The following is a 25,822-nucleotide window of genomic DNA, read 5'->3' as shown; positions in this document are numbered from 1 at the left end:
AAATAGGCTGAAATTTCCAAGCTTCAAAACTAAAATTTTAGTTTAACTGAGGGATGCAATTTCGCCTGGGTCGGAGGCCCTATCCAGCGTAAAGGCAAATTTTGTTCCCGAAAGATACTCGCTTTCCACCGTTATATTTTCGCTGTGGGCTTCCAAAATGTGCTTTACAATGGCAAGGCCCAGGCCGGAGCCGCCCGCCCTGCGGGACCTGCTGGATTCTACTCGGTAGAACCGCTCGAAGATGCGCGGCAGGGCTTCCGGTTTTATCCCCATCCCATTGTCTTCCACTTCTATGTAAACTTTGTTCAGCAGCGCAGTGGTTTTTACAATTATCTGCGCCTCGGAACGGTTGGAGTAGTGTATTGCATTGGAGATCAGGTTAATAAGTACCTGGGAAATTTTCTGCTTATCCGCGCTTACTGCAAGCCGGCTATCTGTTGACTTTAGGCTCAGCGCTGCCCCTTTGCTCTGGGCGTCATACTCCAGCATTTCGAAAATTTCCCTCACGAGCTGGTTGATGTCAAAAGAGGTAATGTTCAGTATGATTTCCCCCGCTTCGAAACGGTTAATCATATCCAGATCGTTTACAATATTTATAAGCCTCTCGAGCGAGTTGGCTATCCTCTCGAGATACTTGTCCCGTATGGCGAGGTTTTCCACCCCGCCGTCCCGCAGGGTTTCCACATAGCCCTGAATAGAGAACAAGGGCGTCTTCAGCTCGTGTGACACATTGCCTATATATTCCTTGCGGTAGTTTTCCATCTGCTTCATGGTGTCGTTGGTCTCGTTCAGGCCGGTGATTTTCTCGGAAAGTTCCTCGAAGCCTATGCGTCTTTTTTCGTCGAAAATCTTCACCGGGAGCTTATCGGCTATGCTTTTTACCTGCTTTCTGCCATAGTACTGGAAGAGCATATCTGCCCCGAAATAGTTTACCGTGAATATCATTAGCCCGCAGATGATGATGATCAGAAGCTGGTTTACATCTTTTTTGATTAAATTGCTCTGGAGGTAGTTCCAAAGGAAGACGATAAGCATGATGAGCAGCGTAACTGTCAGCGAGGTGAATAAAACGAGCTTGCCTTTGCCCATTACACCATAAGTTTGTAGCCTATGCCTTTCAGCGTCTGTATGGAGGAGTCGCCAAGTTTTTCTCGCAGCCTGCGCACATGGACATCTATGGTGCGCTCTCCTACCACTACTTCATTCCCCCAAACTTTTTCCAGGATTTCTTCCCTTTTGAAAACTTTTTGGGTGTTGGTGGCCAGCAGATAGAGCAGGTCGAATTCCTTTTTCGGTAGAAGGATCGCCTCGCTGCCCCTGGATACGCGGAAGTTTTCCCTGTCTATCTGCAGCTCCCCTACCGAGAGTATCTTATCTTCCGGCAAGCTGGTGGTCTGCAGCTTCAGCAGTGCGTTTATTTTGGAAATGAGAACTTTTGGTTTGATGACTTTGATCACATAATCATTTGCCCCCGCCTGGTAGCCTGCAAGCTGAGAGAATTCTTCCGCGCGGGCGGATAGGAAAACGATGAGGGTGTTCCTCAGCTCCGTTTGCTGGCGCAGTTCCTTGCAGGTTTCTATACCGTCTTTGCCGGGCATCATCACATCGAGAAGTATCAGATCCGGGATCACTTCTTTGGCAAGCGAAATCCCGTCTTCCCCGTTATCTGCCATATAGACTTCGTAGCCCTCTTTTTCGAGATTATAGGACATAATTTCCAGAATGTCCTGCTCATCATCTATCAGCAGGATTTTCTTTGAAAAAACCGATTCTTCCATGTTGATAAAACTTATCCCAAAATTATAAAAATGAAAATATTAAACAGCATTTTTTTACAATTTAAACTCAGATACTTTGTTAACAAATACTTAATATAAAAATGCTGCATATATCGTTTAGAAATATTTTCTTTGCACCGAAATATATTTAGTAAGGAAATATGAATATAAAATCTACAGGTATCGCTGTTGCTTTCCTCTTTGGAACAGCCGCAGTAGTGTATGGGCAGCAGGACAGCACAGCTGCTAAGAATGAAAAAAGAATAGAGGGCGTACAGATCCGCGCCGCTGCAAAAAAGAATACGGAGAACAGCATCATCAATGTGCAGAAACGCTCTGTAGAAGTGATAGAGCGCGTGGGCGCCGTACAGCTCTCCAAGCAGGGCGTGAGCGATGTGGCTACCGCAGTGACAAAGGCTACCGGTACCGTAAAGCAGGAGGGCTCCAGCACCATCTCCGTACGCGGCTTGCTGGACAGGTATAATACCACTTCTATGAACGGCCTGCCGATCCCGGCGGATGACCCTGAAAACAAGAATATAGATCTGGGTCTTTTCAAGACGGATATGATTGAGTTCATCGACCTTGAAAAAGTTTATCAGCCGAGGCTTCTTGGAGATTTCGGCGGTGCCAATATTAATATTGCTTCCCGCGAACACGCAGGCAAGCCTTTCTTCAGTGTAGAGCTTGGCAGCGGAATTAATTCCCAAATTATCGACCTGGGCAATAAGCCGTTTTATATGGCCCAGGGCCCAACCTGGACTGGTTTCAAATCCAACAAACTGCCAGACAACCCGCTGAAATCCTATAATTATGCCAGCTGGAACTTTAAAGACGGTTTCGGACCGAGGAATTTTACCCCACTCAATACGGAATTCAACCTTTCTGGCGGCAGGACCTTTAAAATTGGGGAAACGGGCAGGCTCAATACTTTCATCTTTGCCGGATTTGACAATAGCTATAAATACAAGGAAGGACGCGAAGGTTTCTTTGGAAAGGAGACGATTTTCAACGATTACAATGATTCAAAAAAATACTCCTACGGAACGAATACCACGGCGCTCCTCAACTTTATCTACCGCCTAAACGCAGAGCATACCCTGAAATTATTCTCCAACTACATCCACGGATCCGAGCAGGAAACGAGAATTCACAAAGGTTATGTAAGGGATGTGGCGGAAGATTACAATGGCTTGCTCAGAAGGTCTGATTTCAAACATACTCACCTCTTTGTAAACCAGTTGGGCGGTGATCATAGACTAAATGACAAGTTCACTATCAACTGGATCGCAGGATACAATTACCTAAATAGCGAGCGCCCGGACAGGATCTCCAATTTCTTGTTTTTCAACGAATACGAAGGTAAATATGAACTGAGAAGAGATGGCGGCGCCACCAACAGATACTGGGATGAGCTGAACGATAAGGAATGGGCTGGGAATATCGCGTTCACTTATCAGTTCAACGACAACGGTAAGTTTACCCTCGGATACCAGGGCAGAGGCAAGAACAGAGACTTTGAATCCCGGCAGGTGGACTTCAAATGGGATACCAGAAAATCTGGCACAAGAGCATTGGTGGATGATGTAAACGATATCGATTTCATCTACAACCAACAAAATTATACGAAAGGATTTTTTGGTATCAGCAGTAACTACGGAGTAGACAATCTTAAACCAATCAGGTTCGACGGCACACAGGATGTTCACTCCGGGTTTGCCAATGCAGAATACAGACTTGGTGAAAACTTTACCGGGCAGCTGGGTGTGAGATATGAAAACATTAAGCAGGATATTGACTGGGATACGAACTTCGAAACGGGAATCCCTGGTAGTGCCGTAAAATTCACTTACGATAAATGGTTGCCTGCGCTAAATCTCAAGTATGCTCTTAACGACAAGAATAATCTGAGGTTTGCTGCTTCCAGAACCTATACGCTTCCTCAGCTGAAGGAGATGGCGCCATTTATCTACAATGATGTTTCTGACGAAACAGTGGGTAACCCGCTTCTCTACCCGTCCGATAATAACAATATAGACATCAAGTGGGAAATGTTCCCTAAGAGCGGGGAGGTGATTTCGATTACCGCCTTTGGAAAATTCATAGAAAATCCTATTGCCCGCTCACTTATTAACTCATCAGCATTCTACTATTCTTACCTAAATGTTGGTGATAAAGCTAGAGTGCTTGGGGTAGAAGCCGAGATCCGTAAGGATATTGCTAAATTTGACAGATCCAGAATCTACGGATTCGCAAATGCAACCTATATGGATTCCGAGAGTGATCTGGACATTGAAAAAGTAATAAGAGAAACATCCAACCTGTCTGTTTCTTTTGATAAGACCAAAGACAAGCTGCAGGGAGCTGCGGATTTTGTAGCAAACGCCAACTTAGGCTGGAACCAGAAATTCAAGGATAAAAAAGAAATGGATTTCGTAGTGTCCTACTCCTATGTGGGTGAGTATCTTTACTCTCTGTCTTCTGACCATACGGGTAATATTTATCAGAAACCGATAAGCCTGCTGGATGCGACTCTTAAATTTTCTCTGGACAGAATCTCAATAAGTGCCAAAGCAAAGAACCTCATTAATCCAAAAATAAAGAGAGAGCAGGCAAATGATAACAATAATGTAACATATGAATTCCGAAACGGCAGAGATTTTGGACTATCTTTGGGGTATAATTTTTAACATCAATTTTTACTTAAATTTTTTATCATGAAAAAAATCTTGACAAGTGTGCTTGCAATTGCTGCAGTAGCAACATTTTCAGCACAGGAAAATGTGAACGGCGTAGTCGCTGCCGGACAAACAAAAACCCTTAAAGCGGGAGTAGATTACAGACTTACTGGCTCTCTTACAGTAGAAGAGGGAGGTACCCTAGTACTTGAGCCAGGAACTATCGTAAAATCTAATGGTACAACTGAGGCTTATGTCGTTGTAAAGCAAGGTGGTAAAATCTTCTCGAACGGTACTGAGCAACAACCTGTAATCTTTACTTCAGCTAATGCGCAGCCAAAGAATGCTGATTGGGGCGGTATCGTGATCGCAGGTCGTGCGCCTATCAACATCGGTGCTCCGGGCGCTTCCGGTACTACTGAGGTGGCCAATGTACCTTACGGTGGTTCTGATGTAGCTGATAACAGCGGTTCCATTACTTACACAAAAATTCTTTATTCCGGTGCGCGTTTCAACGAGCTAAAAGAGTACAATGGTCTTTCTCTTTTCGGCGTAGGTAACGGAACTGTTATCAATAATGTTTCTATTATCAACGGTGCTGACGACGGTATCGAAATGTTCGGTGGGACAGTGAATATGAGCAACATCTATCTTCAGGATAACGAAGATGATGCGTTTGACTGGACTGAGGGTTGGACTGGAACTGCTACCAATGTTTACAGCGTAAGAAATCTGCCAAATGTAGGAAACAGAGGTATAGAGGCGGATAACAATTCAAAGAAAAGGACTGCTACCCCAATGTCAAATCCAACTCTCAAGAATATTACATTTATTGGTCAAAAAACAACCGATAATGAGGGTGCCGGAACTAACCTATTCCGTGTAGGTTCGGGAGGTACTGTTGATAATGCAATCTTTGCAGGTTGGGCGGATGGCGTTACGCTTCAGCACGACGAAACAATTGTTAACTTTACCGGTCTAAACAAGTTTACTAACATTAAGTTTGTAGATAACAATAGAAATTTCGTTATTAAACCTGAGGCAGGTGGAACTATCGTAATTGAGCCTAATACTGGCTATTACACAATTAACGAAGCTGCTACTGGTGCTGGAAACGGTCTTGATGTACCAGCTTGGGCAGCAAGCTGGGCGCTTCTTGGTGCATCCGATGTTGCTAAATTCAGCACTTCTGTAAAAGTTGTTCCATCCGTAGTATCTTCTGAATTCACAGTGGTTACTGACAAGAAAGTAAACAGCGTAGAAGTAGTTGATATGGCTGGTAGATCTGTACTAAAAGCTTCTGGCAAAACTGTAAATGCGAACGGCCTTGCTAAAGGAACTTATGTGGTAAAAGTGCAGACAGCAGAAGGTGAGACAGCAACAGCTAAGATCATCAAAAAATAAGTGATTTCACTCTTATGTATTAAGGCTGCTCAAAAGAGCAGCCTTTTTTATACCAATTTTATTCACTATCAAACTGCTCCAGGCGGTAGGTAAAAGCAAAATTGCTAAGCTCGCTGCTTAAATCATCGAGCATCTCCAGCAATTCTTCAAAATCTTCCAGCTGGCTGACACTCATATTAATGAATTCCAGCTGAAGGTGCTCATTTTTCTTTATCTCCTCCATAAATGTTTTCAAATCATTAATAAAGCCGCCTGCCCACTCCTGCTTTCCTGCTATCTCTGAATAGAAATCTTCGTAATCACCAATATTACTAAAGTCAATCCTCATATCTATCAATTTTTAAAATTTTATCGTAAATCTTCCGGAATTTCACAAACAGGGATAGGCTTAAGTTTATGCTGGGCGGCTCGGTTCATCCGTGAAAAAATCTGGTAAACTTCCAAATCCCTTCCGGAGTAATCTGCTTCCGTTTTCGTTCCAAATTCCTCCTGGATTTTTTCAAGCTCAGGATATGTGGCACCAATCTGCTGTTCATCCGTGCGCTCCGCATCCCACAAACCATCCGTAGGAATCGCGTTTTTAATGGATTTCGGTAAATCGAGAAAGCGTGCTAATTCATAAACTTCGGTTTTATAAAGATCACCTATCGGAGATACATCCACACCACCATCGCCATATTTTGTAAAAAACCCTATGCCGAAATCTTCCACTTTATTCCCAGTGCCGCACACCAAAAGCTGATTGAGCTGGGCAAAATGATACAGCGTGAGCATACGAAGGCGGGACCGGGTATTTGCAAAAGCAAGATCAGCGTAGGCATTGTCTTCATTCCCTGTATTGAAAATTTGGAAAATTTCTTCAAACGGCGGCGTTAAATCCACACTTATCGCCTTCACATTTAAAAATTTCCCAGTGAGGAAATCCAGATGCTCTTTTGCCCGTGAAGATTGGTCGCCCTTCTGCCGGATTGGCAATTCCATAGCCAAGACATTCAGGCCTGTCATCGCGCAAAGCGTGGAAACCACGCCGGAATCTACTCCTCCGGAAACGCCGACTACATAGCCTTTCATTCCAGCAGATTTTGCATAATCTCGGAGCCATTCAGTAATATGCGCCGCTACTTTTTCAGTGTTCATATGTTACGGATTAAATTCTAAAGTCAAAATCATTAATTTTGCAATACATCTGTAAAAATAATGAAGTTCCACAGAACCTGCCTATACCTTCTGATACTTTTTATTTCTGCAATTTCCTGCAAAAAACCAAATGAAAAAGAACGATGGGAAACAGTAAAGATTCCGCAAGCGGCGCCGCTAAAAATTACAGATATATCTGCAGATTTTTATAGCAAAGATTTGGGCACAGAACAATTTGTACAAAAATATCCCTGGTTTCAGGGCAGCGTATCGAATGAAGATTTTGAAAAACGGCGGCGAGATTCCGCAGAAATAGCCATCTATAAAGAGGCAATCAGTAAGAATAATTTAGGAAAGCTTTCCACTGACCTTGGTAATTTTTTCGCACAGACAACAGCCTATTTCCCTGATTTTCAGGCTCCTCAGACTTTTGTTTATTCTTCGTCAATGCAGTCTGAAGCGGATGCGATCTTATACTCTCCCATGGATAAGATGCTCTTCATCGATCTGTCCCAATTTATGGGCGAGGGAAACAGGTATTATGCAGGAGTAGAAAAATACCTGCAGAAATCTATGAATCCGCAGAATATTCTGCCAAAAGTTTCTCAGACGGTAACGGCGCAATTTGTACCTTTTTCGTCTGACAATCAAAAGTTCATAGACAGGATAATCTATGCCGGGAAGCGAATGATTCTTACAGATGCTCTTTTACCCAAAACTTCAGATGCAGTGAAAATGGGCTACACAGAGGAGCAGCTGAAGTGGGCGCAGGCCAACGAAGGGAATGTCTGGAATTTTTTTGTGGAAAATGACATCGTTTTCAGCGATGATGTAAGGCTGAATGGCAGGTTCATAGAAGAAGGCCCATTCTCCAAGTTTTATACTGAGGTAGACAATAGCAGCTCGCCACAAATTGGCATCTTCATCGGCTGGATGATTTGTCGCAGCTATCTTGACAAAAATCCAGATACAACTTTGAAAGAATTCCTGAAAATGGATGCCACAGAAATTTTTAACAAATCTCAATATAACCCGAAATAATTATTAAATTCATAATGAAAAAAAGCCAGATTTCCATAGATATAGAGCTTGATGAAAACCATATCCCAGAGAAATTGACCTGGAATGCGCCCGACGGTGGGGTTGAAAACCAAGAAACTAAAGCCGTGATGCTTTCTGTATGGGACGATAAAACGAGAGAAGCCCTTCGCATTGATCTCTGGGCAAAAGACATGCCTTTGGATCATATGAAAATATTCATACACCAGATTTATCTGTCTCTGGCGAGTACTTATGAGCGCGCCACAGGAGAAGAAGATGTTGCTGACTGGATGGAGAGATTGGCAGATGAATTTGCTGTTCGGGCGGCTATAAAATAATAATACTATTGATTTTAAAAAAAATGAAATTTAATACAAAAGTAATCCACGGCGGGCAAAAGGCAGAGCCCCACACAGGTGCAGTAAATCCGCCAGTATTTTTCACATCCACTTTCAAACAAAGAACTCCGGGCGAGCTGCGAGCCGGATACGAGTATTCCAGAGGAGCGAATCCCACGAGGCAGGCGCTGGAAGACAGCCTTGCAAGCATTGAGAATGGCACGCGAGGGCTCGCTTTTGCTTCCGGCCTGGCTGCAATTGACTGCGTTCTAAAACTCCTCACCCCTGGAGACGAGGTGATTGCTGTGGACGATCTTTATGGTGGAACTTACAGAATGTTTACCAAAATTTATGAAAAGTACAGTCTCACTTTCAATTTTGTGAATTTTGAGGATATCACAAAAATTTCTGAATTAATTACAGAAAAAACAAAGCTGATTTGGCTTGAGACTCCAACAAATCCGCTGATGAAACTGGTGGATATTGAGGCGGTGGTAAAACTCGTTTCAGGACGCGGAATCTTGGTGGCTGTGGATAATACCTTTGCAACGCCGTACGCTCAAATGCCGCTGGATATGGGAGCGGATATCGTGATGCACTCGGCTACAAAATACCTCGGCGGGCATTCAGATTTGGTGGCGGGAGCGCTGATTACCAAGAATGAGACTCTTGGAGAAAAGCTGCATTTTCTCCAGTTTGCCTCCGGCGGCATCCTAGGCCCTATGGATTCTTACCTTGTACTCCGGGGTATAAAAACCTTAGCCTTGCGAATGGAAAGGCATTCAGAAAATGGTAAAAAAATCGCAGAATTTTTAAGAAATCATCATTTAGTTGATAAAGTATATTATCCCGGGCTAAGCAGCCATCCGCAATATGAATTAGCCAGGAAACAGATGGGGGAAAAATTCGGCGGGATGCTGTCATTTACTTTTAAATCAGGAAGAAAAGAAGATTCGGTAAAATTCCTGGAAAACCTCAAAGTGTTCACTCTCGCGGAATCCCTGGGCGGAGTGGAATCCCTGGCAAACCATCCTGCTATGATGACGCACGCTTCCATCCCTGAAGAAAAGCGGAAAGAGCTCGGCATCACTGATGACTTGGTACGGCTTAGCGTGGGAATAGAAGATTCAGACGATTTACTTAATGATCTTACCAGTGCTTTTGATTCATTGTAAATTAATGCCCGTAAAACATTAAATCCCAAAGATTTTGCGGGCATTTTCTGTGGTTATTCGATCTATCTCGCTGAAACCAATACCATAAATATCCACCAGCTTCGAGGCAATGAGTTCAATATATGCGGTTTCATTGCGTTTCCCGCGGTAGGGAGCTGGCGCAAGATACGGCGAATCCGTCTCCAATACTATATTTTCAATGGCGATCTGATTCAGAAACTGGTCGATTTTCCCATTTTTGAAGGTTACTACACCGCCAATTCCGAGTTTAAAATTCAAATCAACGGCTCTCTGCGCCTGCAGTAAATCTCCGGAAAAACAGTGAAAAACTCCGCGGAGTTTTGAAGATTTTTTTTCTTCTAAAACCTCAAAAGTTTCATCAAAACTGTTGCGGCTGTGTATCACAATAGGCAAATCGTACTGCAGCGCAAGTTCAATCTGCCTTGCAAACGCAAGCCTTTGAATATCAAGCGTGGAAGCATCCCAATAGAGATCAATACCAATTTCGCCAACGGCGCAAAATCTCCGTTGTTTCAGGTAATTCTCTACTATCCCCACTTCCTGCTCCCAGCTCTCCTGCTGTACGGATACCGGGTGTAGCCCCATCATTGCATGCATAGTGTCCGGGTACCTCGCTTCCAGCTGTAGCATTTTATCGTGAGTTCCGGAGTCTATCGCCGGCAGACAGAAGGCTTCCACTCCTGCCGAGAGCGCCCTGAGGATCACCTCATCTCTGTCTTCCTCAAACTCATCCGAATAAAGATGTGTGTGGGTATCAATCATTTATAAAATCTTGGAAAATTTTGTGCTTCACCAATGCTTGCTGGCGGGCTATCTGCTCACGGATTTTCTGCTGAAGATTTTGGTGATCTTCGCTGCTGGGGTCGGTAGGGCGGTGCCGGAGCGCTCGCTGTATCCGGAAATTTTCATCCAGAAAATCCATAGTCTCGTCAGAAAAATAAGCATTTCCGAACTTTTCAAAAATATAATTTATTGCCTGGTTATTTGGGTGAATCATATCCTCTGCATAAAATCTGTAATCCCTGAGATCATCCATAACTATCTCATAAACAGGAAGATAAGTGCAAAACTCCAAACTATGGGCCACCTCGTGAATAGCTGTAATGAGTTTGCTTTTGCTGAGAGTGTTTTCTGCAAAACCGTCCTTCGTGTGCCGTACCGGGGAAACGGTCAGCAGAATCTGAGCCTCCCGCGGGCAGATGTCGCGAAGCAGCGAAACGCTTTCTCCGATGGACGAATTCAATTCTTCGGCACTCAGCAATCTTTTCCTGAAAAATTTAGACGGAATTTTTCGGCAATTGGCCACCAGGTTTTTTTTCGGCAAAAACTCATAAATAAAGGAGGTGCCGTAAGTGATCAGCACCCACCGAGCCTCCTGCAGAAAGGCATTTCCTGCATCTATTTCAGCATTAATCCGTTCCAGCGTCCGGTGGGCATAGGGCGTGTCGAAACTGCTGTGGTGGTCGAGAGAGATAAATTTTCCTCCGAAAGTGATTAAATCTTCATCAGAATATGATTTTGCCTGATGAAGGCGCTTTACCGCCTGATTGACAGAGTATGGGCTGAACAAAGTTCCAAAGGGATTATTGTAAACCTGCAGCTGCCCCTTACCCAGCAGAGAGGAAATTTCTGAAGCAAAACAGGAACCTATGGAAAAAATCCGGTCATCCGGCTGGATTTTATTTTCAGAATCCGGAATGCAGACTTCTGTTCGGAAATTCATCAGAATTCTCTTTGGAGCAGCGAGTGAGCGAAATCTCTGAAAGGTTTTTTCTTTTCCTCTGTCAATGTGCTTTCATTGAGAGATTCCAAAGCGCGCTGATGGTATTCGCGTATTAATTCCAGGGTTTTCGTATCCGCGCTCGTGCTTCTGAAAATTTTTTCCACACCGTAGATTTTGTCGGTATTTTCCGTTTTTTTCGAGTACCAGTACTTCAGCTCGTCCTGCTGCTGGGCATCCGCATTCTGGAGGGCAAGGATGTAAAGAATCGTCTTTTTATTTTCGTAAATGTCCCCCGCGCGCCTCTTCCCTACCTGCTCCTGGCTGCCGAATACATCAAGGTAGTCGTCCATCATCTGAAATGCGATTCCGGCATTTATGCCAAAGTTGTAAAGGCTATCCGCATCTTGCGCAGCGGCACCCCCAATCAGGGCACCCATCTTCAGGGCAGCAGCCAGCAGCACCCCAGTCTTCTTGGTCACCATTTCCTCATATTCCTCAAAGGACACGCTGTCTGTGCTTTCAAAGTTGATGTCCAATTGCTGTCCTTCGCACAGCATTTCCCCAGTTTCCGAAAAAAGGGAAATACATTTTTTGAAAAGCTCAGGTTCCAGCTCTTCAAAATACCGGTAAGATTTTATCAGCAGGGCATCGCCGGAAAGGATCCCCGTACTGATGCCGTGGATGGAATGGATGGTAGCTATGCCCCTCCTGAGCGGAGCTTCATCCATAATATCATCGTGGATCAGGGTAAAATTATGGAAAAACTCTATCGCAAGAGCCGGACGCACTGCCTTTGCAAGGTTTTCGCCAAAAATGTCTGCGGCAAGCAACAGCAGTACCGGGCGGATCCGCTTCCCCCCGTGGCTCAGGATGTAGTTCAGCGGCTCATAAAGCTCTGAGGGTTTTTGTTTAAAGGAATTACTTTCAATTTCCTGAGAAATTATCTGCTGATATTTTGCTAAAAACTCCATAACTAATCGTTCACAAAATTAAAAAAAAGTGGAGCAATGGCGCAATGGCAGCTTTCAGGTGTATTTAAGGATAATGTTCTCAAGGATATTGGCGACATCCTCAGCGCGGTCCGTTACCTCTTCAAGAAAATCCAAAACTGTTTTTACCTTGATAATCCGCACGGCATCGCCGCTTTCGAACAGCTGCAGCATTGCCTGGGTGAGAAGCTCGTCACCGATGTTCTCCATAGAATTGATTTTTATGATACTTTCCCGCGCGGCATTTATGTCCTTAAATTCTCTCAGAGCCCTCAGCGCATTCTGTATCTCCACGCAGCAGTGGCGGATAAGATGCGCAAATTCTGAATAAATCTTAATCTCCGGAGATTTGTAGAGATAGATATATTTGGCCGCAGAGTACATATAATCAGCAATGTCGTCCAACGCTGAGGCGAGGGAGGATAAATCTTCTCGCACGGAAGTCTTCACAAATTTTTTCCCCAGCTCCAGGAACAGCGTATGCGTAAGCTCATCATTTTTATGCTCAAGATCGCTGAGTGTCTGGAGGACATTCTCGTCGTAAGTATCATATTCCGAGATTCCGTTATACAATATATCGCTCATAGCCACGAGGTTAGCTGCTGATTCTTTAAACAAATCAAAATATACATCGTAGCCTATGGTGTTTAATTTACCAAATATATTATTCCAAAATCTCACTGAATTTCTTGCAGGAAAATGCAAAAATACGGCAAAAAAAAACGACAGCCTAACAGAACTGCCGCCTGAATGTTAATAAATTATTAAATCAGTTCGCAACCTCGGCACGCATATCCCTGCCTTTGAACTTCATTGCCGAAATATTGCTAAGAATTTCATTCTCAAAAGATTTCTCCACCTCGAAGAAACTGAATTTTTCCATAATCTCTATATCTCCGATGTCTGGCCTGCGCCTGGATTTCCCGGATGCTTTGTTGATGATATCCAGTACATCGGTTTTGCGGAGGTTGTCTTTTTTTCCCAGGTTGAAGAAAAAGCGCGTCATATTCTCGCCTCCGCGGGTATTGCGGCGTCTTTCGCCACGCTCCTTTCCTCTGCCGCGGTCGCGTTCCCTGCCACGGCGATCTCTGCGCCCCTCGGCTTCTTCTACAAGGTCCTGAGAGCTCAAATCTTTCTTATCCTTATAATACATAGCAAGATCGCGCAGCTGAAACTGCAGCAGCTTGTGCACCAGCTCCTCCTTGCTGAACTCGGAAACATCTGGAATTAGGCTGTCGTCAAATTCAAAATAATCCTCGTGCTCAGTAAATAGTTTCTCAAAAACGCCGCCCACCTGCGCCTTTATGATTTCTTCCCCGGTCGGGATCTGCGCTTCTTCTATTTCTATTTTGGTCGAAGCTTTTATCTGCCGCAGTTTGCGGCTTTCTTCCGGTTTTATGATCGCCATGGAGATGCCGTCCTTCCCTGCTCTCCCGGTACGCCCGCTGCGGTGCACGAAGACTTCTGGGTCATCCGGCAGCGAATAGTGGATCACATGGGTGAGGGAATTTACATCCAGCCCGCGGGCAGCCACATCGGTAGCCACAAGTATGTCAATGTTTTTCAGGCGGAATTTCTTCATCACGGTATCGCGCTGCGCTTGGGACAGGTCCCCGTGGAGCGCATCTGCAGCGTAGCCGTTCTGCATAAGGAAATCTGCCACATCCTGCGTCTCCATCCTGGTGCGGCAGAAAATGATAGAATACTGGTTAGGATTTGCGTCTATGAGCCTCTTCAGCGCCTCGCGCTTCTGGCGGCCGCCCACAACATAATATTCGTGGCGGATATTTTTCTTAACCTCATTAATTTTCCCTACTGAAATTCTGTGCGGCTCTGTAAGGTAATTTCTAGAAATGCGCTCCACCTCGCGGTTCATCGTAGCGGAAAAGAGCAGCGTCTGCTTAGTTTCAGGAGTCTCGCTGAGGATGGTTTCCAGATCGTCCTTGAACCCCATGGAGAGCATCTCATCGGCCTCGTCCAGCACCAGCCACTGGATCTCAGAAAAATCGAGGGCTCTGCGGTTAATGAGGTCAATAACGCGCCCTGGCGTACCCACTATGATCTGCGGCTTTTCTTTCAGTGCGCGGATCTGCTCCATTATGCTGCTGCCGCCATATACCGCGACGGATTTTACATTCGGGAGGTATTTTGTGAAATTTTTTATATCCTTGGCGATCTGCAGGCAGAGCTCCCGGGTAGGGCAAAGTACGAGGAGCTGGATTTTCCTGCTGGATTCATCTATCATATCAAGGATCGGGAGGGAGAAGGCCGCAGTTTTCCCCGTCCCGGTCTGAGCCAGCGCGATAAGGTCGCGCGAGTCTGAAGAAATAAAGGGGATTGTCTGCTGCTGAATTTCGGTTGGTCGCTCAAAGCCCAAATCGCTGACCGCCTGGAGGATTTCCGGGCGCAGTTCAGTTTCAGAAAATAAAGTCATTAAAAAGAGAAAATTTTTGCAAAGATACCGTTTTTTTTCTTGCAAGCCGACAAAGTTATAAATTTTCTTTTTGAATATCAAACATTTAGGATGGAAATTCAATCAATGATATTAATCCTGGCTGAAACAACTACCCAAACAAAAATAAACGACAAATTCGTTTTAACATTATTTTAACACAATTCATTAAATTTGCCCCTCTCTCGACATTTATGAGTATAGCCAAGCAAAGCCTTACCTACACACTTATAGGATACCTGGGTTTCCTGATAGGCACCCTCGCCGCGCTGTTCCTCTTCCCCCGGGATATGGAATTTTACGGCAAGCTGCGCTTCATCCTCCCCACTGCGGAGATGATGGCGCCCTTCGTGGTTTTCGGAATTTCATTCACTGGCGTAAAGTTTTTTTCAAATTTTGAGTCCGCAGGAAAAACGAACAGTTTGCTGACGGTTTCCCTCCTGCTGGTGCTTGTGAATTTTCTACTATTTCTGGGTTTTTTTTCTGTTTTTTTTAAAATTTTTCCTGAAAAAAAATCTCTGGAGATCTGGCGCTACAGATACACCATTATCCCCCTGATATTATTAATTGCGCTCTCACAGATTTTCAACAAATTCCTGACGAATTTCAAGAGAATCGCAGTCTCGAATATCTTCGATTCCATATTCCCCAAACTTGCAAATATTGGCGCGTTCTGCCTATTTTTCTTCGCAGGGCTGAGTGAGCAATTTGCCCTGAGTTTCTTCGTCACGGTATTTTTTTCGGCACTGATGGGCTACGGACTTTACACGCGGCGCATACACGGCATCCGCCCGGATTTCAGCCTGGAGGTTTTTCGCAAAAACCGGCTTTACCGCGCGATGTTCAGCTACAGCCTGTTCGGATTTTTGGGAAATATCGGGAATTATATCGCGTTCAGGATTGATAATTATATGATCGGCGAGCACATTTCTATGGCGCAGAACGGCGTCTACAGCACCTTGCTGAACATAATGTCGCTCATTATGATTCCGCAGATGGGCATCCATAACATCTCCGCACCCATCATTAATAAATCTCTGGAAAACAGGGATATGGAGGAACTGGATAGGTTTTACAAGGGCACCTCCCTCTCATTATTTTTCCTCGGCGTGGTGCTTTTTTCCTGCATACTTTCCGGCTTCCCCTACCTTACGCATTTCATTAAAAATGGCGACCAGCTGAGGGAGGCGGAGCCAGTGATCTGGCTGCTGGGAAGCGCAATGCTTTTCGACCTCGCTACGGGTTTCAACGGGCATATTATCTCATTGTCAAGATACTACCGGCTGAACATAGTGGTGATGCTCCTGCTTGCCGCCACTACCATCCTCTTAAATTACCTTTTCATACGCCACACCAAGCTGGGCATCATAGGGGTGGCGCTTGCTACGGCCATTTCGCTGACGGTTTTTAACATCGTAAAAGTTTGTTTTAACTATGTGAAATTCAGGGTATTACCTTTTACGATGGAGATGGGCTTCCTGCTGATCGTTTCCGGACTGGCGATTACTCTCGTGATTCTCCTTCCGAATTTTCAAAACCCCCTGATCAATCTTTTTTACAAACCCGCCGTCTCCCTCGCTTTCATTCTTACAGGAAATTATTTTTTGCAGATTTTCCCTTTAAAACAATATCTTAAGCAGACTTTTCTTGGCAAATTTTTACCATAACGAATGACAATCACTCAGCTAAAAGTCGAGATAAAACAGCTATAAACTCTTTGCGAACCTCCGAAAATTCAAATCCTGAAAAGTCCTCTGCCGAAGCATTCACCAGCTGATTTTCAACTTCCGCCGACTCCCGCAGGATAAACGGATAATCGTTTTCAGGATAATTTTCGGGGAAAATCGCCGGCCGGCCCGCAGAGATGGCATCACCGAGGTTGCCCGACATTTTAGTCCTACCGTAAATTTCTCTGATGGAAAAAAATTCCGTTTCCGATTGCAGCGGGCACCACAGCACGGAGGCAGAATTTAGCAATCGGTCAAAATTTTCCTGTGATACTTTTTGGGTAAAAAAACGGAGTTTGAGACGCGGCGACATTAATTTTTCTGCCTTCCTAATCCACCCCAGCTCCTCGCCCTCTGCCTTTCCCAAAAAAATAAATTCCCACGACAGGCGAAAATCTTCCATTTTTTTTAAAATTCGCCGATAATCCCTCCGCTGCTGAGATACCTGCCCGGGAACCACGATCCGCAAAGGCTTTTGCGAAGTTTTACCTTGATTTTTTCTATAAAAAATTGGAAAAAACATCTGCCTTTCTCCGCTTATTTCCTTGTCTAAAACCAGCTGAAAATCGGCATTTTGGTAAAGCCGGGGGGCCCTCAGAAGTCCTTCGAGAAAAAGCAGCTTCAACCTGAAAAGCTGCTCTTTTTTAAAAACTGAGCTGAACAAGCGGAACCCAGATGATTGTGAAAAATTTAAATTGTGAACAATTATGGCAATCTTATTTTTTTTGCTTATTTTTTGATAAATATTAAAATTCCGATGCGCCGTGCCGATAATCACAAGATCAAAACTCTGGCTGTTTATTTTTTTTAAAAGTTCTCTGGGTTTTACGATGTTTACATTTTCGGGGCAGTGGTGCAGGCTGAGCCTTTCGGCAATTTTTTCGGAAATAAAAAAAGTGAATGAAAAATCTTCGCTACCCTCCGAAAGCTTCATAAGGTTCGCCAGGATTTCCGCGTGCGTATCCAGCTCAATGTAGGCTATGCGCCTGCTCATCGCACGAGAATTTTTTTCCATCGCAATTTCCTCACCTCCCTTATTTCATATTTAGTCAAAACCCTCCTGCCACGCTGGCGAAGATAGGATTTTAAGATAATGAAAAAATTCTGTACGCCACCGCCCTTCCTTGCTTCCTTCGCTGCAGAAAGAATCGTCAGCGGCAAGTCCAGTCCGATGTTATAAAAATACTCACCAAGCTTTTCTGCGCGCTGCCCTTGGTATTTGAAAGCGGTAGGCCGAAGGTGTTTTACCCAAAGATTTTTAATTGTAACAACCTCATAACCAGAAATTTCCGAGAGCATCACATCAATATTATCCCATCCCAGCACCGGCCGCAGCCCGCCGATTTTCTCGAAACAGACTCTCCGATAAGATTTTACTGGGCCGCGCACATGATTTTTTGATGAAATATTTTCAAACTTCCAAACCTCATCACTATCAGAAAAGTCGAAAGCATCCTCGGCAATGGGCTTTTTCGAAGAAATTTTCACCAGACCGGAGACCATACCCGCACGGGGATTTTCAACATACACTTTAGCTAATTCTTCGAGGTAGTTTTCGGGGAAAATAATATCCGCATCAAATTTGCATATTATATCAAAATGCTGAAGATTTTGAGTTTCTAACCCCGCATTGAAACTTCTCACAACCTTCGCGCCGGGCTGGTGCTGAGATGTTTGCAGATTTAATATCGTAAACCTCGTATCATTATGATTATTTAAAAAATCATCACATACTTCCCGAGTAGCGTCAGTGGAACCGTCATTTACAATGACAGCCCTAAAATCTCGGTATCGTTGCCTTTGCAGGGACTTCAGGCAATAGGCAATAAATGCTTCCTCGTTGTGCGCAGGAATTATAATAAGAAAATTCAAAGGTACTTCGGGGGAATTTACGACTTCTATTTCGGATATTTCTGCAGCAGTGCCTGTAGGATGGCATAGGTCTCCAGATCCATTACCCCGCTGTATTTTTCTGGACGAAAGTGGTACTGGAAGGCTGCTATGGTCTTCTGCGTGGCGGAATCCAGCTGGCCGCTCGGCTGGATATCGTAACCGAAATCACGCAGCATCGTTTGGTACTTAAACACCATCTGCGGCGAGGCCACCTGCACTGCGAAATCCTCTGCGTCCATCTGCATCAGGTACATATTTCTTGTAGCATCGTCATACCACATACCCAGATTATATTCGGTGTAGAGGCGCTTCCACGGGAAAGTAGGCCCCGGGTCCTGCTTCCTCGTAGGCGCCACATCGGAGTGGCCAATGATGTTCGTAGGGGGTATATTGTACCTCGTGGCGAGGTCTTTTACCAATGCAGCTACCTTGCGGTACTGGTGCTCCGGGAACGGCACAAACCGATAGTCCCCGCCCGGCAGATCTGTAGATTCATTTACGATCTCAATGCCGATGCTGGTATCGTTAAGGTTACTGCTCCCACGCCAGGAGCTGATGCCCGCGTGGTAGGCGCGTTTATTCTCATCTACGAGCTGGTATATTTCATTATCCGGCAAATCATTTACGAGGTAATGCGCGCTTACTGATTTTTGCGTAAGTACACGGATTGATTTTTCATTATCTATCGCGGTATAATGCAGGATGATGAACTTTTGCCGGAAATTCTGTGCCACGGCGGGGAAGAAATCTTTGGTAACTTTATACCCTGCGGGCCTTGCCGTGGCAATGGAGGAGTGGCTTATAGTATTATCATTTTTTGATATATCCGCGATATTCACGGTGTAAAATTCTACCCCGGAGTGGCGCTCCACCGAAGGTCTGTTTTCAGATTTATTAGCTGTAGCTGCCTGATGGGTTGCCTGCGCAGAAGCCACCTGCTGAACTTTCTGAGCGGATTTCTGAGCATTCTTATTAGAGGCGCAGGAGAGCAGCAATACAGGTAAACCTATGAAATACAGATACTTGCGTGCCATAGTTATATTTTTCTTGGTTAAAGTTCAAAAATACAAAAAATTCCAGGCAAAAAATTTTGTTAAATAATAAAAACTGTTCTATATTTGCACTCGCAATTGCGAAAGCGTTCATTAGATTTTTTTGGAGAGGTGCCGGAGTGGTAACGGAGCAGATTGCTAATCTGTCGGCGGGAAACCGTCGCCAGGGTTCGAGTCCCTGTCTCTCCGCACAATATACGGGGCGTAGCGTAGTCCGGTCATCGCGCCTGGTTTGGGACCAGGAGGTCGCAGGTTCGAATCCTGCCGCCCCGACTTTTCAAAATTCCTTCGGGAATTTTTTATTTTAAGGTAACGGGATAAGGCATTCTGATTTTCTCGGAACGGTCATAAAATTCAGTTAAAAAATTCCGGGTGCGTAGCTCAGCTGGATAGAGCATCTGCCTTCTAAGCAGACGGTCATAGGTTCGAATCCTATCGCGCTCACATTGATAATCAAAGACTTACAAGAAATTGTAAGTCTTTATTTTTTATTGGGTAACACATAGGTAACACATAAAAAGGATCACGAACAAAACTTGGGAACTAAGGATCAAGAACAAAAGTTGGGGACTAAGCAGAGTATCTCAACGAACACAAATTTTTCAAAAAACAGTAATTTCGGGGGTGTTTCCGGGGTGACAACAAAAAACCACCCTGTTTATGGGGTGGTTTGTAGCGAAGACGGAAGTAAATTTATATAACATTAAATCACTGTAAATAATCATTTCTACTGATTACCAATGATTTAACAACAAAGCCTTAACTCTTAAAAACATTAAAAACTATTGAACTACGCCCAATTTAGTCCCCGATTTTTGAAGTGGGGACTAATGTATAAAAACTTCAAATAACTTGGTAAGAATTACAAATATCCATTGTTTCATCTTACTCCAGTAATAAAGTAAAAAATTAATGGATTGTTTTAATTCACAAACTCTTTAGAATTAAGACGGGAGTTATTCTTCTTCAATATCTAAAAGTTCATAATCTTTCAATTCGTTATAGACGGTTTCCATTTCAGAATTTAGTTGTTTAATGTATTCATCGCAAATGTGAAAGTACATATCATCTTTTTTTTCATCTTCCAGTTCAAATTTTAAGAGACCTTTTTTAAGTTCTTTTATTAAATTATTAAAAATTGCTTTGACAGAATTTGGATTATCCTCTGTTAGAATTATTTCCAAAGGAGTGTCTAAATTAAGAATTAAGGAGGTTGCTGTTGCCTCTCGTTTGATATTTGCTGTTTTAGTTTCCATATATTTTTCCTCTTTCTCCGAAGGCTTCTTTACCTCCTTCTAATGTTTTCATACTTATTTCTTTCCAATCTAATTCATCATGAATTCCGTAAATACATTTCAATTTATTAGAAAACGGATTTCCTGTTAATGTGTAATATTGTCCTTGGTCGTGAAGCCTATATATCGAGTTGTAGGGCAAAGTTCTCACTGCAATGTTTGCGTCATGAGTCGCAATTATCACTTTTTTACCGAGCAGTGCTTTTTCCCTCAACAAAGGTACAATTACATCATTTATATAATCATTTCCTAAACTTTTTTCTGGTTCATCAATCAAGTAAATTTCCTTGTTCTCGCTTAATTCTTTATGCAATAAGATCATCGAAGACTCTCCATTAGAAGGACTATAAGACTCATTATTCAGAATGAAATGTTTGTATTTCAAAAGTAAATCACTTACTGAATTAATTGTTTCAATACCATCGATCGCATTCAATTCTGTAATTTTCTCGAATAAATTATTATTATATAAAGATCTCTGTATCGCTATTATTGATTTTGCGAAATCTTTTTGAGGTGTTTTTCTAACTTGCTTTACTGGAGTATAAGCACTATCAGTAATATTGCCATCTTGAATTTTAAGATTTGTTTTGCAAAAAATTTCACCTTTCTCTCCTAGGCTTCCAGCGTATTCTTCAATCGGTTCAATTTGTTTACTAATATTTTGAAGAATTTTTTTTATAGTTTTTTCAATTTTTATACGATTACTTGCGTATTCTGCAAATCCAGTTTTTGCAGGTTTTTGAGGTTGACCCGTTTTTTTTGCAATTTCTGTACTAAAAAGATTAATTATTTGATTTAGCATTTTTACACTTGTTTTCTCAATGAATTTATCTTCTGTATGTTTTTTCAATGAAAACAAAATTTTATTCAAAACTCCAATTAATTCCTTAAGCAGTTCCAAATCAATATAATCTTTCAAATTGTCGTTATCTCTAGTATAAGTAAGGAAATCATTAAATTTTTGCGAAATCGTATTCAACTCACTTAATTTACGAGATATTATAGTATCATCTTGCAGAATGGTGTCCTTAATTTTTAGATTTTTTGAAATTTTATTTGTTTGCTCTAAAGCGAAATGTTGTTCGTATTTTGAAATACTCGTAATATCTTCTTCACTTACTTGCTTAATAAACTGGATTTCTTCTTCACATTCATCTATATTCAATGTAGAAAAATCGATATTAGCTGAACCTCGTAAATCAAATGCCTCGTTTAGATGTTGGTCATTGGATTTATAAACATTTGTTTTGTAACCTAAATCATTGTAATATTTTGACAAACTATCTAAAATTTCTGTCTTCCCTGTTCCTTTCGAACCAAACAAAATATTGATATCATTGAAAATTTCTAAAGATATCTTATCGGCTACTGTAAAAGGAACAAGTTCTACATTTTCTTTTGTTTTGCTATTGAGAAGTGTATTTATTGTTGCTTCATCTTTTTCAAGTAGTAAAGTAAATTGTTCAAAACTTTCGACCGGGAGCCTAAGTTCTGGCAAATTTTCACTTTCTTTAATGTAGCTATCCCAATCATGAACATCAGAACCGTAAATAGAATTATGACCATGACTAATATAGATACCCGCAGAAATAGAATTTGTCGCTTCTTTTATAATTCTCTTTTTATTTGCAATTTGATTTCCTAAAAGTTCTAGTTCTTCATCTCCAATATTTGGTTTTTTTACAAGATAATGGGCAACATAAACGCAATCCAAATCATCAAATGAATCTACCATTTCCTTTATTGAGCACGTAAAAGTATCTACATTTTTTTCGGCAATCAACGCTTTAACTCTTTTATCAAATTCCTCGTGGTTTATAGGATTGCAAATTACGATAAGGTGACCCCTTTTATCATTCTCAAAAACATCGAGTTCAATACCTGGCCATAATTGGCAATGATCTTTGACTCCCTCCCTGAACACTTCATATTGTGTTATATCAAAGTGGTTATGGTTTGTAATTGCCATAATCTTTACATCGGTATTCTTCATTATTTCAATAAATTTTTCTGCTTCAATATTTCTTGAAGGCGCATCACCTGATTTTATCTTACGAGTATGAACATGAATATCTATTTTCATATTGATCTTATTTTCTGTAAAGATATTTTAATTTCCTGATTACAACTTTTTTGCTATCAAAACAATCATCTTTCTACTTACTATATAATCCGCTATCTAAAATGTATATACTTTCAGCATCACAGACCCATAAATCAAAACTTCTATTTTGCACCCATCTTTCTACCCACCTATAGGTAAAATATAATTGATTTTCCAATAACCACTTCTATCACTACCCTCTCTTTCAATTAATCCTAGTTCTTTTAGAATATTTATGTTATTATCTATTGCAGAGGCACTTATACCAACATTTTGTTCTAACTCTTTCTTGGTAATTCTGTTATTTCTATGAACCTCTTCAAGAATTTTAATTCTATTATCTGTCAGTTTTTCTACCCACCTATCTACCCACTTTTTGAAATCAAAAGGTCTTCTAAGTGTAACAGTAAACATTCCTTCCATTGTAAACTCAGGAGGAGTCAAATCTGCTTCTATCATTAAATCATTCATACGGTTTACTCCCGAACCAATTTGCTCAACCATTATTATTCTTTCAAATAATCCAAAAATGAGATAATTTCTACTTAAACTTCTTTTACCAAACTCATTTCTTGGAATGCCACTCACCAGACCTCCAGGATTAGATATTTCAACTCTATCCGAAAAAAGTTCAATGGTAATTCTTGCCCCCTTTTCATAATAATCTCTATGTGCCAAAGCATTTATGATAGCTTCTTTAAAAACAGTCTCAGGTATTTCCCATATTTCTTTTCTCGGTTGAGCACCTGCCCCTTCTATATCATAACGGACATCCAGCTTCCCTTTCAACCAATCCATTGACTGAAGAAATTGTTGATATAAAGTTCCTGTCATAATTTTATCATCTATGATAAATCTTTTATCATTTCCTTCAAATGCAATACATCTAACTACTGCTTTTTCGAAAAATTGTTCAGGATTTTGTGCAAAGAATAATACGGCACCGTTTTTCAGAACTGAATCTTTGGTATATAATTTCAGATTATTGAAAATCTGTTCATCGCCTATAACACTACTAAGTCCGGCTAATGCTCTGAACTGTCTGATATTTTCTTCCGGAATGTCTTTGGTAATATCAATCGCTTTGCACGGAGCTTCATCAAAATAAATACGGTCTGCTTGCTGAAAGAAGTCTCTCATTTCTTCCACGGTGGTCAGTTTTTGGGAATTAGGACCTTGACGGACATATATCGCTCCCGAAAACACATAAGGTTTATTGTCTCCTGACGGAACTTCAATCACTACAATTTCTTTACTTTCGATTTCCATTGCATAAATTTCACAATGAAGAGACGGAGATATTTCCCTGATGGAGTTTTGTAATGAAGAGTGCTTTGAATTATCAAAAGAAACTCCTTGAATACTATTACTATCGTCAACACCTATCAAAAGTGTGCCTCCTGCTGCATTTGCGAAAGCACATATTTTCTCCGTAATTTCTTTAATCTTTGAAGGAAAACTTAACTTAAATTCCGCATTATATCCCTCTCCGGAAGAAATAATAGACTTTATTTCAATTTCTGTAAACATATAATTATAGTATTTTACTCTTAACAGGAAATTTTATTTTAGTGGATAGCAAATCAATTTTCAATTTCCTCTGCTTTACTTTTCCAATAAAAATCATCTAATTTCCAAGTGTAGTCTCTAATTTCTTTAACCAAATCTTTTAATTCATCTGAATAGTCTGTTTCTCCATAACTCATTTCTATTTCTGTTTGCACTGTCCATAGAGATCTGCTAAGAAAATTTATGTATTTTTTTAATTCGTTAATTCTATTCTCTGAAAGTGCTATATCTTTTTGCAAAATGCATTGTTCAGAAATATTGTTAGCATTAAGTAAATATTCACCTTCTTCTTTTTTTAGAAATCCTAAACTATATGCTACTTTTTCAGAAGCCTTAAAATTATCTAATCCGATCTCATCTTCTTTTATGGTTATTCGTTGCTCGCTTCTTGATAAAAATAAGTGAGGTATAATTGTAGCTCTCATAGCTTTTGTCAGATATCCTTTCCCTCTATAACCTGAATGAACATACCAATGTAAATCTCTTCGCATATCAAATACAACGGCAACAAAAATATTTTGATCATTTTTTATTAAATAAAAATAATCTGGTCCATCATAAGATGAAACATTATCTGTTACTTTAGGTTTTTCTATCCAAATTTTGGCAAAATCAACAGAAGAGCTTAAAGATTTTGAAAACATTAAAAAGATGATGTTTCATTCTGATTTAATCTATCCAGTAATAGTTGCAACGATTCGCTTGTCATTTAATTACAGAAATTATTAAATTACCATTCAATTTCATAGATTTCATTATCATCATTCAACTCCATATCTTGAATTTGGCATTTATGATTTTTTGCTTCAGAGCGCATAAAATTGAGTAATTCTTTATATTCATCCGAAGAATATACAGCTGTTCTCATCAGATCGCCTAATTTTCTAAAGGAAATTTTGCCTCCTTTCATTTCAAAAAATCTTAAATTTATATGTCTCATATACAAGTATAAATATTCATTTTCTGCGTAAATGGCATCATCAAAATAGGGTAATAATGCTATGGCTCCAATAGGATCATAATCTTTCATTGCTTTTTCTACCCAATATTCTATATGCAATATCATTGCAATATCAGCCTTATTGGTTTGAACCAACTTCATATTATACTTAATGGTAGCGAGTGTAAAAAGTATATGTACCCAAGAAACTTTAAACCCATAATATGGAGTTTCTTCAAAATAATAGTGACTGGTATCCCTCGTAAGTCTGCTACCATATAATGCTTTTCGTAATTCATAAGAGAAACTACTTATCAAATTATCTTTATCTTCCGAACCTCGAATTCCAGCAGAAATATCATCCCCCCAAAACTTTGAGATAACATCATATAGATATTCTAAGTCAGCACGGGTTCCCCATAACTCAACTCCTATTCCTTTTTTAGTTGGTACAGCGTATATCATAATCAAAATTTGAATTTGAACAAATTTATTAAAGATTT

The 25,822-nt window shown here is 41.4% G+C and carries 23 protein-coding genes and 3 tRNA genes; 9 read left to right on the top strand and 17 right to left on the bottom strand.

Annotated elements, in window-relative coordinates; genetic code table 11:
- Nucleotides 1-42 precede the first annotated feature (42 nt).
- Nucleotides 43-1,089 (bottom strand): sensor histidine kinase, encoded by a 1,047-nt coding sequence (locus IMZ16_RS09945; protein ID WP_193439908.1) that lies wholly within the window; start codon nucleotides 1,087-1,089, stop codon nucleotides 43-45.
- Entirely contained in the window at nucleotides 1,089-1,778 is a 690-nt protein-coding gene (locus tag IMZ16_RS09940) for a response regulator transcription factor (protein WP_193439907.1), read from the bottom strand. The genes IMZ16_RS09945 and IMZ16_RS09940 overlap by 1 nt, the downstream gene beginning before the upstream one ends.
- 161 nt (nucleotides 1,779-1,939) lie before the next feature.
- On the opposite strand from IMZ16_RS09940, the gene IMZ16_RS09935 reads away from it, so the two are divergent.
- On the top strand, nucleotides 1,940-4,468 hold the full coding sequence (locus tag IMZ16_RS09935; protein WP_193439906.1) for a TonB-dependent receptor domain-containing protein: 2,529 nt from the start codon (nucleotides 1,940-1,942) through the stop codon (nucleotides 4,466-4,468).
- 27 nt (nucleotides 4,469-4,495) lie between these two features.
- Complete coding sequence (locus IMZ16_RS09930) at nucleotides 4,496-5,860, top strand: T9SS type A sorting domain-containing protein (RefSeq protein WP_193439905.1); 1,365 nt, start codon at nucleotides 4,496-4,498, stop codon at nucleotides 5,858-5,860.
- Between the two features lie 58 nt (nucleotides 5,861-5,918).
- On the opposite strand, the gene IMZ16_RS09925 is transcribed toward IMZ16_RS09930, so the two are convergent.
- Both IMZ16_RS09925 and nadE read right to left on the bottom strand, forming a co-directional pair.
- Nucleotides 5,919-6,188 carry a barnase inhibitor gene (locus IMZ16_RS09925; RefSeq protein ID WP_193439904.1) on the bottom strand — a complete coding sequence of 90 codons (270 nt, stop codon included), beginning with the start codon at nucleotides 6,186-6,188 and terminating at the stop codon, nucleotides 5,919-5,921.
- Nucleotides 6,189-6,208: 20 nt separating this feature from the next.
- Complete coding sequence (nadE, locus tag IMZ16_RS09920) at nucleotides 6,209-6,997, bottom strand: NAD(+) synthase (RefSeq protein WP_193439903.1); 789 nt, start codon at nucleotides 6,995-6,997, stop codon at nucleotides 6,209-6,211.
- Between the two features lie 60 nt (nucleotides 6,998-7,057).
- Here nadE and gldB point away from each other — a divergent pair, with 60 nt between their 5' ends.
- Genes gldB through IMZ16_RS09905 form a run of 3 tightly spaced genes read left to right on the top strand, consistent with a single transcriptional unit; the run spans nucleotide 7,058 to nucleotide 9,551 of the window.
- Nucleotides 7,058-8,038, top strand: a complete 981-nt coding sequence (gene gldB / locus IMZ16_RS09915) for a gliding motility lipoprotein GldB (protein ID WP_193439902.1) — start codon at nucleotides 7,058-7,060, stop codon at nucleotides 8,036-8,038.
- Nucleotides 8,039-8,052: 14 nt separating this feature from the next.
- Nucleotides 8,053-8,376: a gliding motility protein GldC gene (gldC, locus tag IMZ16_RS09910; RefSeq protein WP_073180615.1), complete on the top strand. Its 324-nt coding sequence runs from the start codon at nucleotides 8,053-8,055 to the stop codon at nucleotides 8,374-8,376.
- A 23-nt stretch (nucleotides 8,377-8,399) separates the two neighbouring features.
- Nucleotides 8,400-9,551, top strand: a complete 1,152-nt coding sequence (locus IMZ16_RS09905) for a cystathionine gamma-synthase (protein ID WP_193439901.1) — start codon at nucleotides 8,400-8,402, stop codon at nucleotides 9,549-9,551.
- 18 nt (nucleotides 9,552-9,569) lie between these two features.
- On the opposite strand, the gene IMZ16_RS09900 is transcribed toward IMZ16_RS09905, so the two are convergent.
- The 5 genes from IMZ16_RS09900 to IMZ16_RS09880 all read right to left on the bottom strand — a co-directional run bounded on the left by IMZ16_RS09900 (nucleotide 9,570) and on the right by IMZ16_RS09880 (nucleotide 14,718).
- Entirely contained in the window at nucleotides 9,570-10,334 is a 765-nt protein-coding gene (locus tag IMZ16_RS09900) for a TatD family hydrolase (protein ID WP_193439900.1), read from the bottom strand.
- Nucleotides 10,327-11,295 carry a GSCFA domain-containing protein gene (locus tag IMZ16_RS09895; protein WP_193439899.1) on the bottom strand — a complete coding sequence of 323 codons (969 nt, stop codon included), beginning with the start codon at nucleotides 11,293-11,295 and terminating at the stop codon, nucleotides 10,327-10,329. Before IMZ16_RS09895 ends, IMZ16_RS09900 begins: the two co-directional genes overlap by 8 nt.
- Complete coding sequence (locus IMZ16_RS09890; RefSeq protein ID WP_193439898.1) at nucleotides 11,295-12,266, bottom strand: polyprenyl synthetase family protein; 972 nt, start codon at nucleotides 12,264-12,266, stop codon at nucleotides 11,295-11,297. Before IMZ16_RS09890 ends, IMZ16_RS09895 begins: the two co-directional genes overlap by 1 nt.
- A gap of 54 nt (nucleotides 12,267-12,320) precedes the next feature.
- Nucleotides 12,321-12,965, bottom strand: coding sequence for a DUF47 domain-containing protein (locus IMZ16_RS09885; protein WP_227411519.1), 645 nt, complete (start codon nucleotides 12,963-12,965; stop codon nucleotides 12,321-12,323).
- 88 nt (nucleotides 12,966-13,053) lie between these two features.
- Nucleotides 13,054-14,718, bottom strand: a complete 1,665-nt coding sequence (locus IMZ16_RS09880) for a DEAD/DEAH box helicase (RefSeq protein ID WP_193439897.1) — start codon at nucleotides 14,716-14,718, stop codon at nucleotides 13,054-13,056.
- Nucleotides 14,719-14,930: 212 nt separating this feature from the next.
- Between IMZ16_RS09880 and IMZ16_RS09875 the strand changes: the two genes are divergently transcribed.
- A complete protein-coding gene (locus IMZ16_RS09875) occupies nucleotides 14,931-16,403 on the top strand; it encodes a lipopolysaccharide biosynthesis protein (protein WP_193439896.1) in 1,473 nt (490 codons plus the stop codon).
- Between the two features lie 10 nt (nucleotides 16,404-16,413).
- Here the strand turns inward: IMZ16_RS09875 and IMZ16_RS09870 are convergent, their stop codons facing one another.
- From IMZ16_RS09870 to IMZ16_RS09860, 3 genes are read right to left on the bottom strand one after another with little or no spacing between them, the layout of a single operon-like run.
- Entirely contained in the window at nucleotides 16,414-17,478 is a 1,065-nt protein-coding gene (locus tag IMZ16_RS09870) for a hypothetical protein (RefSeq protein WP_193439895.1), read from the bottom strand.
- A complete protein-coding gene (locus IMZ16_RS09865) occupies nucleotides 17,454-18,335 on the bottom strand; it encodes a glycosyltransferase family 2 protein (protein ID WP_193439894.1) in 882 nt (293 codons plus the stop codon). Before IMZ16_RS09865 ends, IMZ16_RS09870 begins: the two co-directional genes overlap by 25 nt.
- A gap of 26 nt (nucleotides 18,336-18,361) precedes the next feature.
- Nucleotides 18,362-19,390 (bottom strand): N-acetylmuramoyl-L-alanine amidase, encoded by a 1,029-nt coding sequence (locus IMZ16_RS09860; RefSeq protein ID WP_193439893.1) that lies wholly within the window; start codon nucleotides 19,388-19,390, stop codon nucleotides 18,362-18,364.
- 123 nt (nucleotides 19,391-19,513) lie between these two features.
- Here IMZ16_RS09860 and IMZ16_RS09855 point away from each other — a divergent pair.
- The 3 genes from IMZ16_RS09855 (at nucleotide 19,514) to IMZ16_RS09845 (ending at nucleotide 19,852) form a co-directional block, all read left to right on the top strand.
- A tRNA-Ser gene (locus IMZ16_RS09855) sits at nucleotides 19,514-19,597 on the top strand.
- Between the two features lie 9 nt (nucleotides 19,598-19,606).
- Nucleotides 19,607-19,681, top strand: a tRNA-Pro gene (locus tag IMZ16_RS09850).
- Between the two features lie 97 nt (nucleotides 19,682-19,778).
- A tRNA-Arg gene (locus IMZ16_RS09845) sits at nucleotides 19,779-19,852 on the top strand.
- Between the two features lie 512 nt (nucleotides 19,853-20,364).
- On the opposite strand, the gene IMZ16_RS09840 is transcribed toward IMZ16_RS09845, so the two are convergent.
- The 5 genes from IMZ16_RS09840 to IMZ16_RS09820 all read right to left on the bottom strand — a co-directional run bounded on the left by IMZ16_RS09840 (nucleotide 20,365) and on the right by IMZ16_RS09820 (nucleotide 25,784).
- Nucleotides 20,365-20,664, bottom strand: a complete 300-nt coding sequence (locus tag IMZ16_RS09840) for a hypothetical protein (protein WP_193439892.1) — start codon at nucleotides 20,662-20,664, stop codon at nucleotides 20,365-20,367.
- Nucleotides 20,654-22,789, bottom strand: coding sequence for a hypothetical protein (locus IMZ16_RS09835; protein ID WP_193439891.1), 2,136 nt, complete (start codon nucleotides 22,787-22,789; stop codon nucleotides 20,654-20,656). Before IMZ16_RS09835 ends, IMZ16_RS09840 begins: the two co-directional genes overlap by 11 nt.
- Before the next feature lie 162 nt (nucleotides 22,790-22,951).
- The gene (locus IMZ16_RS09830) at nucleotides 22,952-24,340 is read right to left on the bottom strand and encodes an AlbA family DNA-binding domain-containing protein (RefSeq protein WP_193439890.1); all 1,389 of its coding nucleotides are present in this window, start codon (nucleotides 24,338-24,340) and stop codon (nucleotides 22,952-22,954) included.
- A 53-nt stretch (nucleotides 24,341-24,393) separates the two neighbouring features.
- Entirely contained in the window at nucleotides 24,394-25,023 is a 630-nt protein-coding gene (locus tag IMZ16_RS09825) for a GNAT family N-acetyltransferase (RefSeq protein ID WP_193439889.1), read from the bottom strand.
- 86 nt (nucleotides 25,024-25,109) lie between these two features.
- Nucleotides 25,110-25,784, bottom strand: coding sequence for a DUF6904 family protein (locus IMZ16_RS09820; RefSeq protein ID WP_193439888.1), 675 nt, complete (start codon nucleotides 25,782-25,784; stop codon nucleotides 25,110-25,112).
- Nucleotides 25,785-25,822 lie beyond the last annotated feature (38 nt).

This window comes from Cruoricaptor ignavus, from assembly GCF_014961145.1.
Taxonomy (GTDB): Bacteria; Bacteroidota; Bacteroidia; order Flavobacteriales; family Weeksellaceae; genus Cruoricaptor; species Cruoricaptor ignavus.
Note: the sequence above shows the minus strand (reverse complement) of the source record. Positions and strands in the feature narration are given on the sequence as shown.